The following is a 14,386-nucleotide window of genomic DNA, read 5'->3' on the forward strand; positions in this document are numbered from 1 at the left end:
ATCCAGCGCGACGCGCCGGATGCCCCTTCTCACTCGGTCCGCGGGTCGGTGCGGCCCGTGATCAGTCCTCGCTGGCGGCGGACGGCAGCTTGTTCTGGATCAGGTCCATGACCGAGGAGTCGGCCAGGGTCGTGACGTCGCCGACCGCACGGTCCTCGGCGACATCGCGCAGCAGGCGCCGCATGATCTTGCCCGAACGGGTCTTCGGCAGCTCCTGGACGGGAACGATCCGCTTCGGCTTGGCGATCGGGCCCAGCGTGGCGCCCACGTGGTTGCGGAGCTCGCCGACCAGGGTGTCGGTCTCGGAGGCGCTGCCGCGCAGGATCACGAAGGCCACGATGGCCTGGCCGGTGGTCTCGTCCTTGGCGCCGACCACGGCCGCCTCGGCGACCGACGGGTGCGAGACGAGCGCCGACTCCACCTCGGTGGTCGAGATGTTGTGGCCGGACACCAGCATCACGTCGTCGACGCGGCCCAGCAGCCAGATGTCGCCGTCGTCGTCCTTCTTGGCGCCGTCGCCGGCGAAGTAGCGGCCCTCGAAGCGGGACCAGTAGGTGTCGATGAACCGCTGGTCGTCGCCCCAGATGGTGCGCAGCATCGACGGCCACGGCTCGGTGAGGACCAGGTAGCCGCCTCCGCCGTTCGGGACCTCGTGGCCCTCGTCGTCGACGACGGTGGCTCCGATGCCCGGCAGGGCGCGCTGGGCGGAGCCCGGCTTGGTCTCGGTGACGCCGGGCAGCGGGGAGATCATCATCGCGCCGGTCTCGGTCTGCCACCACGTGTCCACGATCGGGCAGCGGTCGCCGCCGATGTGCTTGCGGTACCAGATCCAGGCCTCGGGGTTGATCGGCTCGCCGACCGAGCCCAGCACGCGCAGGCTCGACAGGTCGAACTTCGCGGGGATGTCGTCGCCCCACTTCATGAACGTGCGGATCGCCGTGGGGGCGGTGTACAGGATGGTGACGCCGTACTTCTGCACGACCTCCCAGAACCGGCCCTGGTGCGGGGTGTCCGGCGTGCCCTCGTACATGACCTGGGTGGCGCCGTTGGCGAGGGGCCCGTAGACGATGTACGAGTGCCCGGTCACCCAGCCGATGTCGGCGGTGCACCAGTAGACGTCGGTCTCCGGCTTGAGGTCGAAGACGGCGTGGTGGGTGTACGCGGCCTGCGTGAGGTAGCCGCCGGAGGTGTGCAGGATGCCCTTGGGCTTACCCGTGGTCCCCGAGGTGTACAGGATGAACAGCGGGTGTTCGGCGTCGAAGGCCTGCGGGGTGTGCTCGGCGGACTGGCGTCCGACGATCTCGTCCCACCAGACGTCACGGCCCTCGGTGAACGCGGTGTCCTGGCCGGTGCGCCGTACGACGAGCACGTGCTCGACCTGCGGGCACTTGGCGACGGCCTCGTCGATGGCGGGCTTGAGGGCGCTGGGCTTGCCGCGGCGGTAGCCGCCGTCGGCGGTGATGACCAGCTTGGCGTCGGCGTCCTGGATGCGGGAGGCCACGGCGTCGGCGGAGAAGCCGCCGAAGACCACCGAGTGGGCGGCGCCGACGCGGGCGCACGCGAGCATCGCGACGACGGCCTCGGGGATCATCGGCAGGTAGACCGCGACGCGGTCGCCGGCCTGGACGCCCAGCTCGGTCAGGGCGTTGGCGGCCTTCGAGACCTCGTCCTTGAGCTCGGCGTAGGTGATCGCGCGGCTGTCGCCGGGCTCGCCCTCGAAGTGGATCGCGACGCGGTCGCCGTTGCCGGCCTCGACGTGCCGGTCCACGCAGTTGTACGCCACGTTCAGCTTGCCGTCCGCGAACCACTTGGCGAAGGGCGGGTTGGTCCAGTCGAGCGTCTCGGTCGGCTCGGTGTCCCAGGTCAGGCGGCGGGCCTGCTCGGCCCAGAAACCCAGCCGGTCCGCGTCGGCCTGTGCGTACGCAGCCCCTGTCACGTTGGCGGCGGCGGCCAGGTCGGCGGGAGGAGCGAATCGGCGCTCCTCCTTCAACAGGTTGGCCAGGCTTTCGTTGCTCACGACATCTCCCTTTCCCAGGGTGTCCGTTGTGTCCCCGGGCATAGCTCATCAGTCAGCGGCCCTGGTGACAAGGGGTAGCCGAAAATTGGTTTAGACCTATATCACGGTCGGGCGGACGTGCAGAGTGGCCCCCTCCCGCTGCAGGGTGCGGGAAGGGGCCACTGTGTGACACGGATACCGGAGGTTACCGGTTCGTCCGCGTCCATGATCCGGATCTGCCGACGACGGCGATTCGGTCATCATCCGGTCATCCGGTCATCCGGTCATCTTTCAGGCGTGCTGCCCCGCGTGCTCCGCGGCCTGGTGTCCGACGCTGTCGAAGACCCGGCAGTCGAAGAAGTCCTCGCCCTCCGACAGCAGGTACGCCTGGGCTTCGCCCACGTGGAAGTACATCCCGTGCAGCTCCAGCGTGCCCTCCGCGAGCCTGCGGGCCACCGATTCGTGCGCCCGCAGGTGCTCCAGCTGCTGCACCACGTTGGTCAGGCACAGCTGCTCCACCGCGTCGGCCGGGAGCCGGCCCGCGATCCGGGCCCAGGCGTGGTGGCGGCTGGCCATCCGCTCCAGGCTGGGCAGCCCGTGCCGCAGCCACCGGCGCAGCGGGGTCATCGGGGCCCCGGGCGCGGAGTTCAGCAGTGCCTGCATGGCCCCGCAGCCCGAGTGCCCGCACACCGTGATGCTGTCCACCTTGAGCACGTCCACCGCGTACTCGATGGCCGCCGCGACCGAGTCGTCCGTGGATTCGGCGCCCGGCAGGGGGACCAGGTTGCCGACGTTGCGGACCGTGAACAGGTCGCCGGGGCCGCTGGCCGTGATCATGCTGGTCACCAGGCGGGAGTCGGCGCAGGTCAGGAAGAGCTGCGAGGGCCGCTGCCCCTCCCGGGCCAACCGGGCCAGTTCCTCGCGGACGTGCGGCGCGGTGTCCCGCTGGAAGGCGCTGATCCCGCTGGCCAGTTGGCCGGCTCCGCGGCGGCGCGGGGCCGGGGGCGGGGCCGGGACCGACGCATCGATGGCCTCCATCGCGTCGGGAGCCGCGGCCGCGGCGGGGATCGTGGGCTCGGCCGCCGGGCGGTGGTCGCAGTGGTTCATCCACGGGGTCCAGGGGCGGCAGCACTGGTGCCCGCCGCGATGGGTCCCGCGGTGGGAGCGCTGATCGGCGCGATGGGCCGTGTGTGCTGAGTGGGCCGAGTGCGCCGAATGGGCCGAGTGTGCGGGGTGGGACTCGTGCGCCGCGTGGGTCCGGTCGGCGGTGCGGCCCGCCCCGGCCATCCGGGCGATGGAGCGGCCGGTGACCTCCAGCGAGCCCCCGTGCACCAGATGGGCGTGCTGCCAGTCCTGGAGGGTCTCGTACGCCGCGTGGTCCATGAACGAGCCGTCCAGCTCCACCACCACGCGTCCGCCGGGCGGGATCTGGTTCAGCACCCGGCTCAGCCTCGGCACCGCGAGGAAGGTCAACTGCCCGCGCGCCCACACCCGGTGGACCCCGTCCTGGACTTCCACGGTGATCCGGGTCCGGGCCAGCCGGTGCAGCGCGATCGCGACGGCCACCGCGATGCCGATGGCGACCCCCTCCAGGACCCCGCCGAGCACCACGGCCGCGATCGTCGTCACGTAGACCGCGATCTCGCGGTGCCGGGTGACCGTCCGCAGATGCGTCGCGTTCACCATCTGCACGCCCAGCGCCATCACCAGGGCGGCCAGCGCGGCGAGCGGGATCAGGTCGAGGACCGGGACGAGGAGGGCGGCGGCGAGCAGGATCCACAGCCCGTGCAGCATGACCGACCGGCGGCTGACGGCCCCGGACTTGACGTTGGCCACGCTGCGGACGGCACCGCCCGCGATCGGCAGTCCGCCCAGCAGGCCGGAGAGCACGTTCGCCGCGCCCTGGCCGCGCAGTTCGCGGTCGAGGTCGGCGCGCGGCGGACGCTTGCCCGTACGCCGCTGGGAGGCGATCAGCTTGTCCGTGGCGACCGCGGACAGCAGGGATTCCACACTGCCGACCAGGGTGACCGTCAGGACCGCCGCCATGATCCCGAGAACGGGGCCCTCGGGCAGCTCGGGCAGGGCGTGGCTGCGCCAGGACGGCAGGTCCACCCGGGGCAGGGTGAGCCCGGTCAGCGAGGCGAACGCCGTGGCCGTGGCGACGGCGGCCAGCGCGGCCGGCACCTTGCGCAGCGCGAGCCCGACCCGCCCGGGCAGCCGCGGCCAGCCGAGCAGGACGACCAGGGTCAGGACGCTGACGCCGAGCGCGGCCGGGTGCAGGTTCGCCAACTGGCCGGGGAGGCCCAGGACATTGGCGACGGCGGAACTCTGCGGGGTGCCGCCGAGGACGATGTGCAGCTGGGCCAGCGCGATCGTGACGCCGACGCCCGCGAGCATGCCGTGGACGATGGCCGGGCTGACCATGAGCGCGGAGCGCGCGGTGCGCAGCGCGGCGAGCCCGAGCTGACAGCAGCCGGCGAGCACGGTGATGGCGCAGGTGGTGCGCCATCCGTAGTGCTGGATCAACTCGGCGGTGACGACGGTCAGTCCGGTGGCGGGTCCGCTCACCAGGAGGGGGGTGCCGCCCAGGCGCCCGGCCACGATCCCGCCGACGGCCGCGGCCACCAGGCCCGCCTGGAGCGGGGCGCCGGTGGCGAGCGCGATGCCGAGGGAGAGCGGCAGGGCGATCAGGAACACGGTCAGGGATGCGGACAGGTCGGCATGGAGATCGGCTCGGTTGCCCTTGCCGGGCGCGCGGTCGACCTGGGGGGAGGTGGCTGTCATAGGTCCCGTCTCCTCTGCGGAGGGGTGAAGCGGCGGGAGTCTCAACACTCAGTAAATGAAAGGTAATGGAGAGTAAAGGATCGCGATAGGGAATGGGAGCAAATGGACTAGGAATTAGCACTCAGGGGTGATTAAGCATTTTGTACGGCTTGTCACATCATCTTCACGGCGGACCGCATGGGACGTTGCGGCACGGAAGACCCGCGATGGAACTGCGAGGAGAGGTGGACGGATGATCGCCGCCACGAAGAAGATCGCCGGCGGCCTGGTCGCCACGGCGCTGGTGCTGGGCGTCGCCGGGTGCAGCACCTCGGGACCCGCCAAACCCGCCGGCGGGCCGAACGCCAAGAAGGGCCCGCCCCCGGAGGCCGCCCCCGGCAGCGTGAACCGGCTCATCGGCGACGGCTCGACCGCGTACACGGGTGCGCAGCCGAACGTGCGGAAGCCGCAGAAGCTGAAGCCCGGTGAGAAGCCGCCGCAGTTCGTGGTGTTCTCGTGGGACGGGGCGGGAGAGGACAGCCAGAAGCTCTTCTCGCACTTCCGCGAGGTCGGCAAGAAGTACAACGCCCGGATGACGTACTTCCTCAGCGGCGTCTACATGCTTCCTGAGGAGAAACGTTCCCTCTATACGGCCCCGCAGCACGAGTCCGGCCGCTCGGACATCGGCTTCGGCGATCTCCAGGGCATCAAGGACACGGCCGCCCAGGTCCGCGGGGCCTGGCTCGAAGGCAACGAGATCGGCACCCACTTCAACGGACACTTCTGCGGCCCCGACGGCGGCGTCGGGACCTGGTCCGTGCCGGAGTGGAAGAGCGAGATCAACCAGGCCAAGTCGTTCGTCAAGGGCTGGAAGACCAACACGCCGGACCTCAAGAGCATGGACCCGCTCCCGTTCGACTACGACAAGGAGCTCATCGGCGCCCGCACCCCCTGCCTCGAAGGCCAGAAGAACTTCATGCTGGCCGCGAAGGACATGGGCTTCCGCTACGACTCCAGCGGGATCAGCAAGCAGATCTGGCCGAAGAAGACGGACGGGCTGTGGGACGTCCCGCTCCAGCTGGTGCCCATGCCGGGCCGCGCCTTCGACACGCTGAGCATGGACTACAACTACCTGGTCAACCAGTCCGGTACGACCACCCAGGGCGACCCCTCGCAGCACGCGTACTGGGGCGAGCAGATGCGCGAGGGCCTCCAGCAGGCCTTCGACCGGGTCTACGCGGGCAACCGCGCGCCGCTGATCATCGGCAACCACTTCGAGTCCTGGAACGGCGGCACGTACATGAAGGCCGTCGAGGACTCCATCGAGTCGATGTGCACGCAGAAGGAGGTCCGCTGCGTGCCGTTCCGCGAGCTGGTCGACTGGCTGGACGCCCAGGACCCGAAGGCCCTGGAGTGGATGCGCGGCCTCGACGTCGGCGAGGCGCCCAAGGAGGGCTGGACGAAGTTCCTGACGGCGGGGCCGCCGGCCAAGCCGGCCGCCCCCGCGGTCAAGCCGGCTGCGGAGCCGGCCGAAGAGGAGTCGGGAGAGGAGTAGGGAACTCCGGGCTCTCCCGCAGGACGAAATCGGGGTCGATCTGGGCAGCCAGGTCGGCCCCGGTCTTGGCGTTGCCCCAGCTCTCGGCGTTCCGCAGGTGGAAGTGGACCATCTGCGCGGTGTACCGCTCCCAGTCGCGGCCGGCGTAGGAGTCGTCGGCCGCGTCCTGGAGGGCTTGGAGGGCGAGCCGGTTGGTCGCCTCCAGCAGTTCGAACGCCGCCGGGCGGCCCTTCTCCATCGCCCGCACCCAGTCGGAGTGGCCGACGGTGACGAGCAGGTCCTCGCCGACCTCGTCCTGGAGGAATTCGATGTCGTCCGTGCCCTGCACCTTGTTGCCGATGACCTTGAGCGCGATCCCGAAGTCCCGCGCGTACTCCTTGTACTGGCGGTACACGGAGATGCCCTTGCGGGTGGGCTCCGCGACCAGGAAGGTCATGTCGAAGCGGGTGAACATGCCCGAGGCGAAGGAGTCGGAGCCGGCCGTCATGTCGACGACGACGTACTCGTCCGGGCCGTCGACCAGGTGGTTGAGGCAGAGTTCCACCGCGCCGACCTTGGAGTGGTAGCAGGCGACCCCCAGGTCCGACTCGGTGAACGGGCCGGTGGCCATCAGCCGCACGGGCTCCCCGTCGAGCAGCAGCGTGCGCGCGCAGGCCTCGTACACCGGGTTGTCCTCGGTGACCCGCAGCAGGCGCGATCCGGCGCCGGGCGGGGTGGTCTTGATCATGGTGTCGGCGGAGTCGATGCGCGGATTGGAGCCCCGCAGGTACTCCTTGATCAGGGGCAGGTGCGCGCCCAGCGCGGGCAGCGCGGAGGCCTCTTCCTCGCCGAGTCCGAGCGCGGCGCCGAGGTGCTGGTTGATGTCGGCGTCCACCGCGACGACAGGGGCTTCATTGGCTGCGAGGTGGCGGATGAAGAGGGAGGACAGGGTCGTCTTGCCGCTGCCGCCCTTTCCCACGAAAGCGATCTTCATGTTCACCAAGCGTAGTGGTGTTGTCGCTTTCCGTGGTGCCGGTACGTGAAGAAGACCACTCCAAGGAGGGGTCGGTGCCGGGCGCCCGCAGTGCGTAGGCTCCCTACTTATGAGTAGCGCTTCTGACCCGATGGCCGCCCTGGGCTCCCTCCCGGGCGTCGCCGAATCCGTGGATTCCGTACGCAAGGCCGTGGACCGGGTCTACGGGCACCGGGTCATGCGCCGGCGCAGCGGGGAGATCACCTCCGAGGCCGCGCTGCGCGGTGCGCGCGGGAGCGCGGCGCTGTCCGGGGCGGACTGGGCGCTGGAGGAGGTGCGCCGCCGCACCGACTTCGGGGCGGAGGCCGAGGCGCGCACGGTGGGCGCGGCGCTGCGCCTGACGGCGGAGGCCGGGCAGCTGCTGAGCATCTGGCGGCAGTCGCCGCTGCGGGTGCTGGCGCGCCTGCACCTGGTGGCGTCGGGGTCGACGGCGGAGGGCGATGTGGTGGGCCGCCCGCGGCTGGCGGGCGAGCCGGTCGACGAGCCCTTCGTGACCGCGCCGCTGCCGAGTGCGCAGGAGGTGGCGGGGCGGCTCGACGGCCTGTCCCGGCTGATCATCGCGGGCGGCTCGGCCCCGGCGCTGATCACGTCGGCGGTGGTGCACGGCGAGCTGCTGGCGCTGCGTCCGTTCGGCTCGTACAACGGGCTGGTCGCGCGGACGGCGGAGCGGATCGTGCTGATCAACAGCGGTTTGGACCCGAAGGCGATCTGTCCGGCGGAGGTCGGGCACGCGGAGCAGGGCCGGGACGCGTACCTGACGGCGTTCCAGGGCTACCTCTCGGGGACCGCGGAGGGGATGGCCGCCTGGATCGCGCATTGCGGCCGCGCGATCGAGCTCGGTGTCCGCGAGTCGACGGCGGTCTGCGAGGCGCTGCAGCGGGGCGCGGCGTAAGGCCCTGATCGCGGGGGCGCGGCGACGCGGGGTCGGGGCGAAGCGGCGTTCACGCGAGGCGGGGTTCACGCGAGGCGGGGTTCACGCGAGGCGGGGTCGGGGCGAAACGTGGTTGCGGCGACACCGTCTTGCTTTGGTGTCGCCGCTGGCACTCGCGCCCAGTTACCAAGCGTCCTCGATGGTTGCCCATCAGGCCGGGATCTTTGCCCGTCACCTGGTGCGGCTGGCCCGTAATCGACGGGTCGACGTCGCGTGGGTGCTCGGCGTTCATGCTTCGGTCCGTGGGCCTTACTGCGTTTTAAAGATGATCCTCTCGGATGTTCTTTGGTCTCGCGGGCCGTTGACTCCTTTGTACTCCGCTTCGCTGACAAGTGGAACCCCTGCCCACTTTTTTTACTTTCCAGGACACGGCGGGGCGAACCGGACAGCCCCTGATTTCGCAGGTCGGGGCGGTCCGGAGAGGCGGTCCGCCGGGTCTCCGAGGCACGGGGGACCGGGGGCGGAGCCCCCCCCGACCGGTCAGGCGGAAGCCGCGGCGGCCAATGCGCTCGCCCGTCGCCGGCTGGCGTACCAGACCAGCCCGGCGGTGGCGGCGGCCGCACCCACCGCCGCCGCGGCCACCAGCGCCGGCCGCGGCGGCATCGACAGTCCCGGCAGCCGCTGCTTCAAGCGCACCGGCCGGTTGAACACCAGCACCGGCCACTCCCGCGCCACCGCCTCCCGCCGCAGCGCCCGGTCGGGGTTGACGGCGTGCGGGTGTCCGACCGCCTCCAGCATCGGAATGTCCGTCACCGAGTCGCTGTACGCGTAGCACCGCGCCAGGTCGTACCCCTCGGACTCCGCGAGCTCGCGCACCGCCTCGGCCTTGGTCGGCCCGTACGCGTAGTACCCGATCTCGCCCGTGAAGCAGCCGTCCTCGCCGATGACCATGCGCGTGGCGACGACCCGGTCCGCGCCGAGCATCTCGCCGATCGGCTCGACGACTTCCGCGCCGGAGGTCGAGACGATCACCACGTCGCGGCCGGCCGTGTGGTGCGCCTCGATCAGGGACGCGGCCTCGTCGTAGATCAGCGGGTCGATCAGGTCGTGCAGGGTCTCGGCGACGATCTCCCGCACCTGCTGGACGTTCCACCCCTTGCAGAGGGAGGAGAGGTACTCACGCATCCGTTCCATCTGATCGTGGTCGGCTCCGCCGACCAGGTAGATGAACTGCGTGTAGGCGGTGCGCAGCACGGCTCGGCGGTTGATGAGGCCGCCCTGGTAGAAGGACTTGCTGAACGTCAGAGTGCTCGACTTCGCAATGACCGTCTTGTCCAGGTCGAAGAAGGCGGCGGTGCGGGGCGACGAGTGCGGCAAGGGCTGGATTTCCACGCCCCGAGCATATGCGCCCACCATTCGGCGTAAGGTGTGGCGCGTGGGTTTGCCTAAGAAGGCTCTCGGGTACACCATGGAAGTCACGGATCGTTCGCGACCGTGCTAACCCGGTCTGGCTCCTCCCCCCCCGAGTCGGACCGTGGGGACGACCCCCGCTCTCCCCCCCGGCGGGGGTCGTCGCATGTCCGGACGCGGTTTGCGTCCCTGCCTTCGGTCCCAAGTGACCATTCCCGCGGCCCTCCTTCCTCGGCGGGCCCTGCGCGGCGAAGGCCCTCTCCCCTCCAAACTCGTGACGCTGCGTAGTGGTTCCGCCGCGCTCTGGAACTCACCTGTTGGGGTGATGGAGTTATTCACAGGGTGTGAGTTGTCCACAGTTTTGGAGCAAGATCCACGTCTTTTTCGGGATGCCCCCACGGTGATTCCAGCCGCGAAGTCCGCGGTGCTGGGATTTGCAGTGAGAAGGGGGCGGAGATCGTGGCTGGATCGAAGTCGTGTGAAGTGCACGAGCGCGCGGAAGCAGGCGGAATCAGGCCATTGGGCGCTCCTGGTGGGGCAGCCCCTGGTGGCGGGCGGCCGCTGATCATCACCGAGGATCCGCTGCTGCTCGACGATCTGCTGCGGCTGTGCGCGGCGGCCGGCGCCGAACCGCATGTGCACCATGCGGTGCCCGAGCAAAGCGGAGGCGGTGGTGGCGGTGGTGCCGGGAGGGGCGAAAGCGGCTCCGGAGCCGCCCTGGAGACGGGCGGGGGGAGCGGATGGGAGTCCGCGCCGCTCGTGCTCGTCGGGGACGATGCCGCCCGCCGGGTGCGCGGAGCCCCGCGCCGGGCCGGCGTGCTGCTCGTCGGCCGGGACCTCGACGACCCCCTCGTGTGGCAGCGGGCGGTGGAGATCGGCGCCGAGGAGGTGCTCCGGCTCCCCGATGCCGAGAGCCGGCTCGTCGACCGCATCGCCGATGTGGTGGAGGGCGCCGGAAAACCCGCCCTCGCCGTCGGGGTGATCGGCGGCAGCGGCGGGGCCGGGGCCTCCACCCTCGCCTGCGCCCTCGCCCTGCGGGCGGCCCGCGCCGGGGAGCGGACCATCCTCATCGACGGTGACCCGCTCGGCGGCGGAATGGACGTATTGCTCGGCGGCGAGAGCGCCGAGGGGCTGCGCTGGCCGGACTTCGCGGGCTCGCGGGGCCGGGTGGGCGCCGGAGCGCTGGAGGAGTCCCTGCCGGAGCTGCACGCACTGCGGGTGCTCAGCTGGGACCGCGGGGACCGGGTGGCGGTGCCGCCCGCCGCGATGCGCTCGGTGCTGGCCGCCGCGCGCCGCCGGGGCGGGGTGGTGGTGGTCGACCTGCCCCGGCGGGTGGACGAAGCCGTGGCCGAGGCGCTGGCCCAGCTCGACCTGGTGCTGATGGTGGTGCCGGGCGAGTTGCGGGCGGTGGCCGCCGCGGGGCGGGTCGCGGCCGGGGTGCGGATGGTGGCCCGGGATGTCCGCGTGGTCGTACGGGGCCGCTGTCCGGGCGGGCTCGACGCCGAAGCCGTGGCCGGGCTGCTGGGGGTGCCGCTGGCCGGGGAGGTGCCGGTCGAGGTGGGGCTCCCGGGGCGGGTCGCCGAGGGCGAACCGCCGGGCGGGCAGGGCCGGGGAGCGCTGGCCCGGTTCTGCGACGGCTTCTGGCGGCGGGCGCTCGGCCCCGTCCAGGGGGTGGCGGTATGAGCGCCGTGCTCCTGGACGCGGTGCGGCGGCGGCTCGCCGAGAGCGGGGCGGAGCCGACCCCGGCCCGGGTGGCGGCGGCCCTGCGGGAACAGGGCCGGCTGCTGGGTGATGCGGAAGTGCTGGGGGTGGCCGCGGAGTTACGGTCGGAACTGGTCGGGGCCGGCCCGCTGGAGGCGCTGCTCGCCGACCCGGAGGTCACCGATGTCCTGGTGGCCGCCCCGGACCGGGTGTGGGTGGACCGTGGCGGCGGGCTGGAGCTGACCGGGGTGACCTTCGCCGACGTCGATGCCGTGCGCAGGCTCGCCCAGCGGCTGGCCGCCGTCGCGGGCCGGCGCCTGGACGACGCCCGGCCCTGGGTGGACGCCAGGATGCCCGACGGCACCCGCCTGCACGCCGTGCTGCCGCCGGTGGCGGTCGGCTCGGCCTGCCTGTCGCTGCGGGTGGTGCGGCCGAGGGCGTTCACGCTGGACGAGCTGGTCGAGGCGGGCACGCTCCCGCCCGGCGGGCAGCGCCTCCTCGGGGACATGGTCGAGGCCCGGCTGTCGTTCCTCGTCTCCGGCGGGACCGGCACCGGCAAGACCACCCTGCTCAGCGCCCTGCTGGGGCTGGTCGGCCCCGGCGAGCGGATCGTCCTGGCCGAGGATTCGGCCGAGCTGCGCCCCGACCATCCGCACGTGGTGCGCCTGGAGACCCGGCCGGCCAACCAGGAGGGGGCGGGCCTGGTCACCCTGGCGGACCTGGTCCGCCAGGCGCTGCGGATGCGGCCGGACCGGCTGGTCGTCGGCGAGGTCCGGGGCGCCGAAGTGGCCGACCTCCTGGCGGCTTTGAACACGGGCCACGAAGGCGGGTGCGGGACGGTCCATGCGAACGCCGCCGCGCACGTGCCGGCCCGGCTGGAGGCCCTCGGGACCTCCGCCGGGCTGGACCGGGCCGCTCTGCACAGCCAGCTGGCGGCCGCCCTGACCCTGGTGGTCCACCTGGTCCGGGACCGGGCCGGGCGCCGCCGGGTGGCCGAGGTGCACGTGCTGGAGCGCGACGCCGCCGGGCTGGTGGTCACCGTACCGGCGCTGCGCTGGTCCGCCCGGGGTTTTGCTCGGGAGCGGGGCTGGGAGCGGCTGCGTCCGCTGCTGCGGGGTGCGCGGTGAACGGCGTGGGCGCGGTGCCGGTGCCGCTGTTCGCCGGGGTGCTCTGCGCGGGGACGGCCGCCTGGGCGCTGGCCGGGGGAGACAGGGTGTCCCGGCGGGCCCGGGTGGTGCTGGCCGGGGGCGGGTCCGTGGTGCCCCGCGGGCCGCTGCACGGGGAGCGCCTGGTGGTCGCGGTACGGGTGAGGGCCGAGCGGTGGCGGGAGTGGTCCTGCCTCGGGATCGGGCTCGTGGTCGCGCTGCTCGGTGGGTCGGTGATCCCGCTGGTGGCGGGCGCGGGGGCGGTGCCGCTGGTGCGGAGGTGGCTGCGGGTCCGTCGGCGGGAGCGCGAGCGGGGCGCCCGGACCGAGGGAGTGATCGCGCTGTGCGGGGCGGCGGTGGGCGAGCTGCGGGCGGGGGCCCAGCCCGGACAGGCGCTGACGGCGGCGATGCGGCGGACGGCAGCGGGCCCGGGCGGTCCGGGCCCGGCGGAGGCGGCGGTACTGGCCGCCGCCGCGTTCGGCGGCGACGTCCCCGCGGCGTTGCGGCAAGCAGCGCGGGAGCCCGGCGCGGAAGGGCTGGCCGGGATGGCCGCCTGCTGGTCGATCTCGGTGGACGGGGGTGCGGGGCTCGCCGCCGGACTGGACCGGCTGGAAGGGGCGTTGCGGGCCGAGCGGGACCGACAGGAGTCCCTGCGGGCCCAGTTGGCGGGAGCCAGGTCGACGACGGTGGTCCTGGCCCTGCTGCCGCTCGTCGGCCTGCTGATCGGTACCGGACTCGGGGCGGATCCGCTGCGCGTGCTGCTGCACACCCCGGTCGGGTGGGGCTGCCTGTTGGCGGGCGGGGTGCTGGAGGCGCTGGGGCTGCTGTGGTGCAGGCGGATCGTACGGGCGGGGGAGCGGTGATGGGCGAGTTCGTGATCCACAGGCTGGGGATGGCGCTGTGCCTCGCGGTGGCGGCGCTGTGCACGGCTTCGGCGGTGGCGGCCCGGGTCCGGGCGCGGGCGGCCCGGCGCAGGATGGCGGTGCTGCTGTCGGCGCCGGCGGAGCGTCGGGCGCCGGTGTTCGGGTCCGGGATGCGGGTGGTGGCGACGGCGTGGGCCGGGCCGGTGGGGGCGCTGTTGGCGGCCTGGGTACTGGTCGGCGGGTGGCCGGGGGTGCTGGCCGGCTGCGGGGCGGCGATCGGGGTGTGGCGCTGGCTGCGGCGGGCGCGGCCGCCGGCCGGGGTGGATCCGCGGGAGGCGGAGCGCCAGCTGCCGTTCGCGGCCGATCTGTTGGCCGCCTGCCTGGCGGCGGGGGCGGCGCCCGTGGAGGCGGCCGAGGTGGTCGGCGAATCGCTGGGAGGTCCGGTCGGCGAGCGGCTGGCGCTGGCCGGGGCGGAGCTGCGGCTCGGTGGAGAACCGGGCGCCGCGTGGGGGAGGTTGGCGCAGATACCGGGCGCCCGGGCGCTCGCGGAATGCCTGGAGCGGGCCGCCCGGACGGGGGCTCCGGCCGCGGAGCCGGTCTCCCGGCTCGCGACGGCCCTGCGCGAGGACCGGGCCCGGCAGGCGGGTGCCCGGGCGCAGCGGGCGGCGGTCCTCGTCACCGCTCCGGTGGGGCTTTGTTTCCTCCCCGCGTTTCTCGCGGTCGGAGTGGCCCCGGTGGTGATCGGAATGGCCTCCGGCCTTCTCTCCTCCACCTGAAGTCACAGGGGAAACTCCGGCAACTCGGCTCACAACCAGGCGCCGAAAGAACCCACGGATCATCTCTGAGATCACGTCAAGAATCCGAATCAAACAGGAGGTTGTCATGAGGATCATCTGGTTTCGTCTGCGGTCGGCGCTGACCGGTCGTGCGGACGACGCGGGCATGTCCACTTCTGAATACGCCATGGGCACGACGGTTATCTAGGGTTGTCAAGTGTTTCAGCAGCTCAGACTCGTAAGGCTCGATGAGGCACGTGAGGGACGTGGCTCAACGACGACATGCTCCCGACG

The 14,386-nt window shown here is 72.3% G+C and carries 11 protein-coding genes; 7 read left to right on the plus strand and 4 right to left on the minus strand.

From position 1 onward, the window contains the following. Nucleotides 1–61 precede the first annotated feature (61 nt). Together acs and AB0M92_RS08960 are read right to left on the minus strand one after the other, a co-directional pair. The gene (gene acs, locus AB0M92_RS08955) at nt 62–2,059 is read right to left on the minus strand and encodes an acetate--CoA ligase (RefSeq protein ID WP_366101394.1); all 1,998 of its coding nucleotides are present in this window, start codon (nt 2,057–2,059) and stop codon (nt 62–64) included. Nucleotides 2,060–2,287: 228 nt separating this feature from the next. Then, nucleotides 2,288–4,780, minus strand: coding sequence for a SulP family inorganic anion transporter (locus AB0M92_RS08960; RefSeq protein WP_366101395.1), 2,493 nt, complete (start codon nt 4,778–4,780; stop codon nt 2,288–2,290). 232 nt (nt 4,781–5,012) lie between these two features. Between AB0M92_RS08960 and AB0M92_RS08965 the strand changes: the two genes are divergently transcribed. Next, on the plus strand, nt 5,013–6,314 hold the full coding sequence (locus tag AB0M92_RS08965; RefSeq protein ID WP_366101396.1) for a hypothetical protein: 1,302 nt from the start codon (nt 5,013–5,015) through the stop codon (nt 6,312–6,314). On the opposite strand, the gene AB0M92_RS08970 is transcribed toward AB0M92_RS08965, so the two are convergent. Then, on the minus strand, nt 6,268–7,287 hold the full coding sequence (locus AB0M92_RS08970) for an ATP-binding protein (RefSeq protein ID WP_366101397.1): 1,020 nt from the start codon (nt 7,285–7,287) through the stop codon (nt 6,268–6,270). The two genes, AB0M92_RS08965 and AB0M92_RS08970, sit on opposite strands and share 47 nt — an antisense overlap. Nucleotides 7,288–7,396: 109 nt before the next feature. On the opposite strand from AB0M92_RS08970, the gene AB0M92_RS08975 reads away from it, so the two are divergent. Then, the gene (locus AB0M92_RS08975; protein ID WP_366101398.1) at nt 7,397–8,218 is read left to right on the plus strand and encodes an oxidoreductase; all 822 of its coding nucleotides are present in this window, start codon (nt 7,397–7,399) and stop codon (nt 8,216–8,218) included. Between the two features lie 519 nt (nt 8,219–8,737). Here AB0M92_RS08975 and AB0M92_RS08980 read toward each other — a convergent pair. Further along, nucleotides 8,738–9,574, minus strand: a complete 837-nt coding sequence (locus AB0M92_RS08980; RefSeq protein WP_366101429.1) for an HAD-IB family hydrolase — start codon at nt 9,572–9,574, stop codon at nt 8,738–8,740. Between the two features lie 552 nt (nt 9,575–10,126). On the opposite strand from AB0M92_RS08980, the gene ssd reads away from it, so the two are divergent. The 5 genes from ssd (at nt 10,127) to AB0M92_RS09005 (ending at nt 14,300) form a co-directional block, all read left to right on the plus strand. Then, nucleotides 10,127–11,290 (plus strand): septum site-determining protein Ssd, encoded by a 1,164-nt coding sequence (gene ssd, locus AB0M92_RS08985; protein WP_366101399.1) that lies wholly within the window; start codon nt 10,127–10,129, stop codon nt 11,288–11,290. After that, complete coding sequence (locus AB0M92_RS08990; protein ID WP_366101400.1) at nt 11,287–12,435, plus strand: TadA family conjugal transfer-associated ATPase; 1,149 nt, start codon at nt 11,287–11,289, stop codon at nt 12,433–12,435. The genes ssd and AB0M92_RS08990 overlap by 4 nt, the downstream gene beginning before the upstream one ends. After that, a complete protein-coding gene (locus tag AB0M92_RS08995) occupies nt 12,432–13,316 on the plus strand; it encodes a type II secretion system F family protein (RefSeq protein WP_366101401.1) in 885 nt (294 codons plus the stop codon). The genes AB0M92_RS08990 and AB0M92_RS08995 overlap by 4 nt, the downstream gene beginning before the upstream one ends. Then, nucleotides 13,316–14,092 carry a type II secretion system F family protein gene (locus AB0M92_RS09000; protein ID WP_366101402.1) on the plus strand — a complete coding sequence of 259 codons (777 nt, stop codon included), beginning with the start codon at nt 13,316–13,318 and terminating at the stop codon, nt 14,090–14,092. Before AB0M92_RS08995 ends, AB0M92_RS09000 begins: the two co-directional genes overlap by 1 nt. A gap of 106 nt (nt 14,093–14,198) precedes the next feature. Beyond that, entirely contained in the window at nt 14,199–14,300 is a 102-nt protein-coding gene (locus AB0M92_RS09005) for a DUF4244 domain-containing protein (protein WP_366101403.1), read from the plus strand. The last annotated feature ends 86 nt before the right edge of the window (nt 14,301–14,386 follow it).

Source organism: Streptomyces sp. NPDC051582, from assembly GCF_040681715.1.
In the GTDB taxonomy this organism is placed as follows: domain Bacteria; phylum Actinomycetota; class Actinomycetes; order Streptomycetales; family Streptomycetaceae; genus Streptomyces.

What these genes read in the sequence shown, in the direction of transcription:
- AB0M92_RS08965 (WP_366101396.1), top strand. Translation starts at nt 5,013, where the DNA reads ATGATCGCCGCCACGAAGAAGATCGCCGGCGGCCTGGTCGCCACGGCG.
- AB0M92_RS08975 (WP_366101398.1), top strand. Translation starts at nt 7,397, where the DNA reads ATGAGTAGCGCTTCTGACCCGATGGCCGCCCTGGGCTCCCTCCCGGGC.
- AB0M92_RS09000 (WP_366101402.1), top strand. Translation starts at nt 13,316, where the DNA reads ATGGGCGAGTTCGTGATCCACAGGCTGGGGATGGCGCTGTGCCTCGCG.
- AB0M92_RS08990 (WP_366101400.1), top strand. Translation starts at nt 11,287, where the DNA reads ATGAGCGCCGTGCTCCTGGACGCGGTGCGGCGGCGGCTCGCCGAGAGC.
- AB0M92_RS09005 (WP_366101403.1), top strand. Translation starts at nt 14,199, where the DNA reads ATGAGGATCATCTGGTTTCGTCTGCGGTCGGCGCTGACCGGTCGTGCG.
- AB0M92_RS08960 (WP_366101395.1), bottom strand. Translation starts at nt 4,780, where the DNA reads ATGACAGCCACCTCCCCCCAGGTCGACCGCGCGCCCGGCAAGGGCAAC.
- AB0M92_RS08970 (WP_366101397.1), bottom strand. Translation starts at nt 7,287, where the DNA reads ATGAAGATCGCTTTCGTGGGAAAGGGCGGCAGCGGCAAGACGACCCTG.
- acs (WP_366101394.1), bottom strand. Translation starts at nt 2,059, where the DNA reads ATGCCCGGGGACACAACGGACACCCTGGGAAAGGGAGATGTCGTGAGC.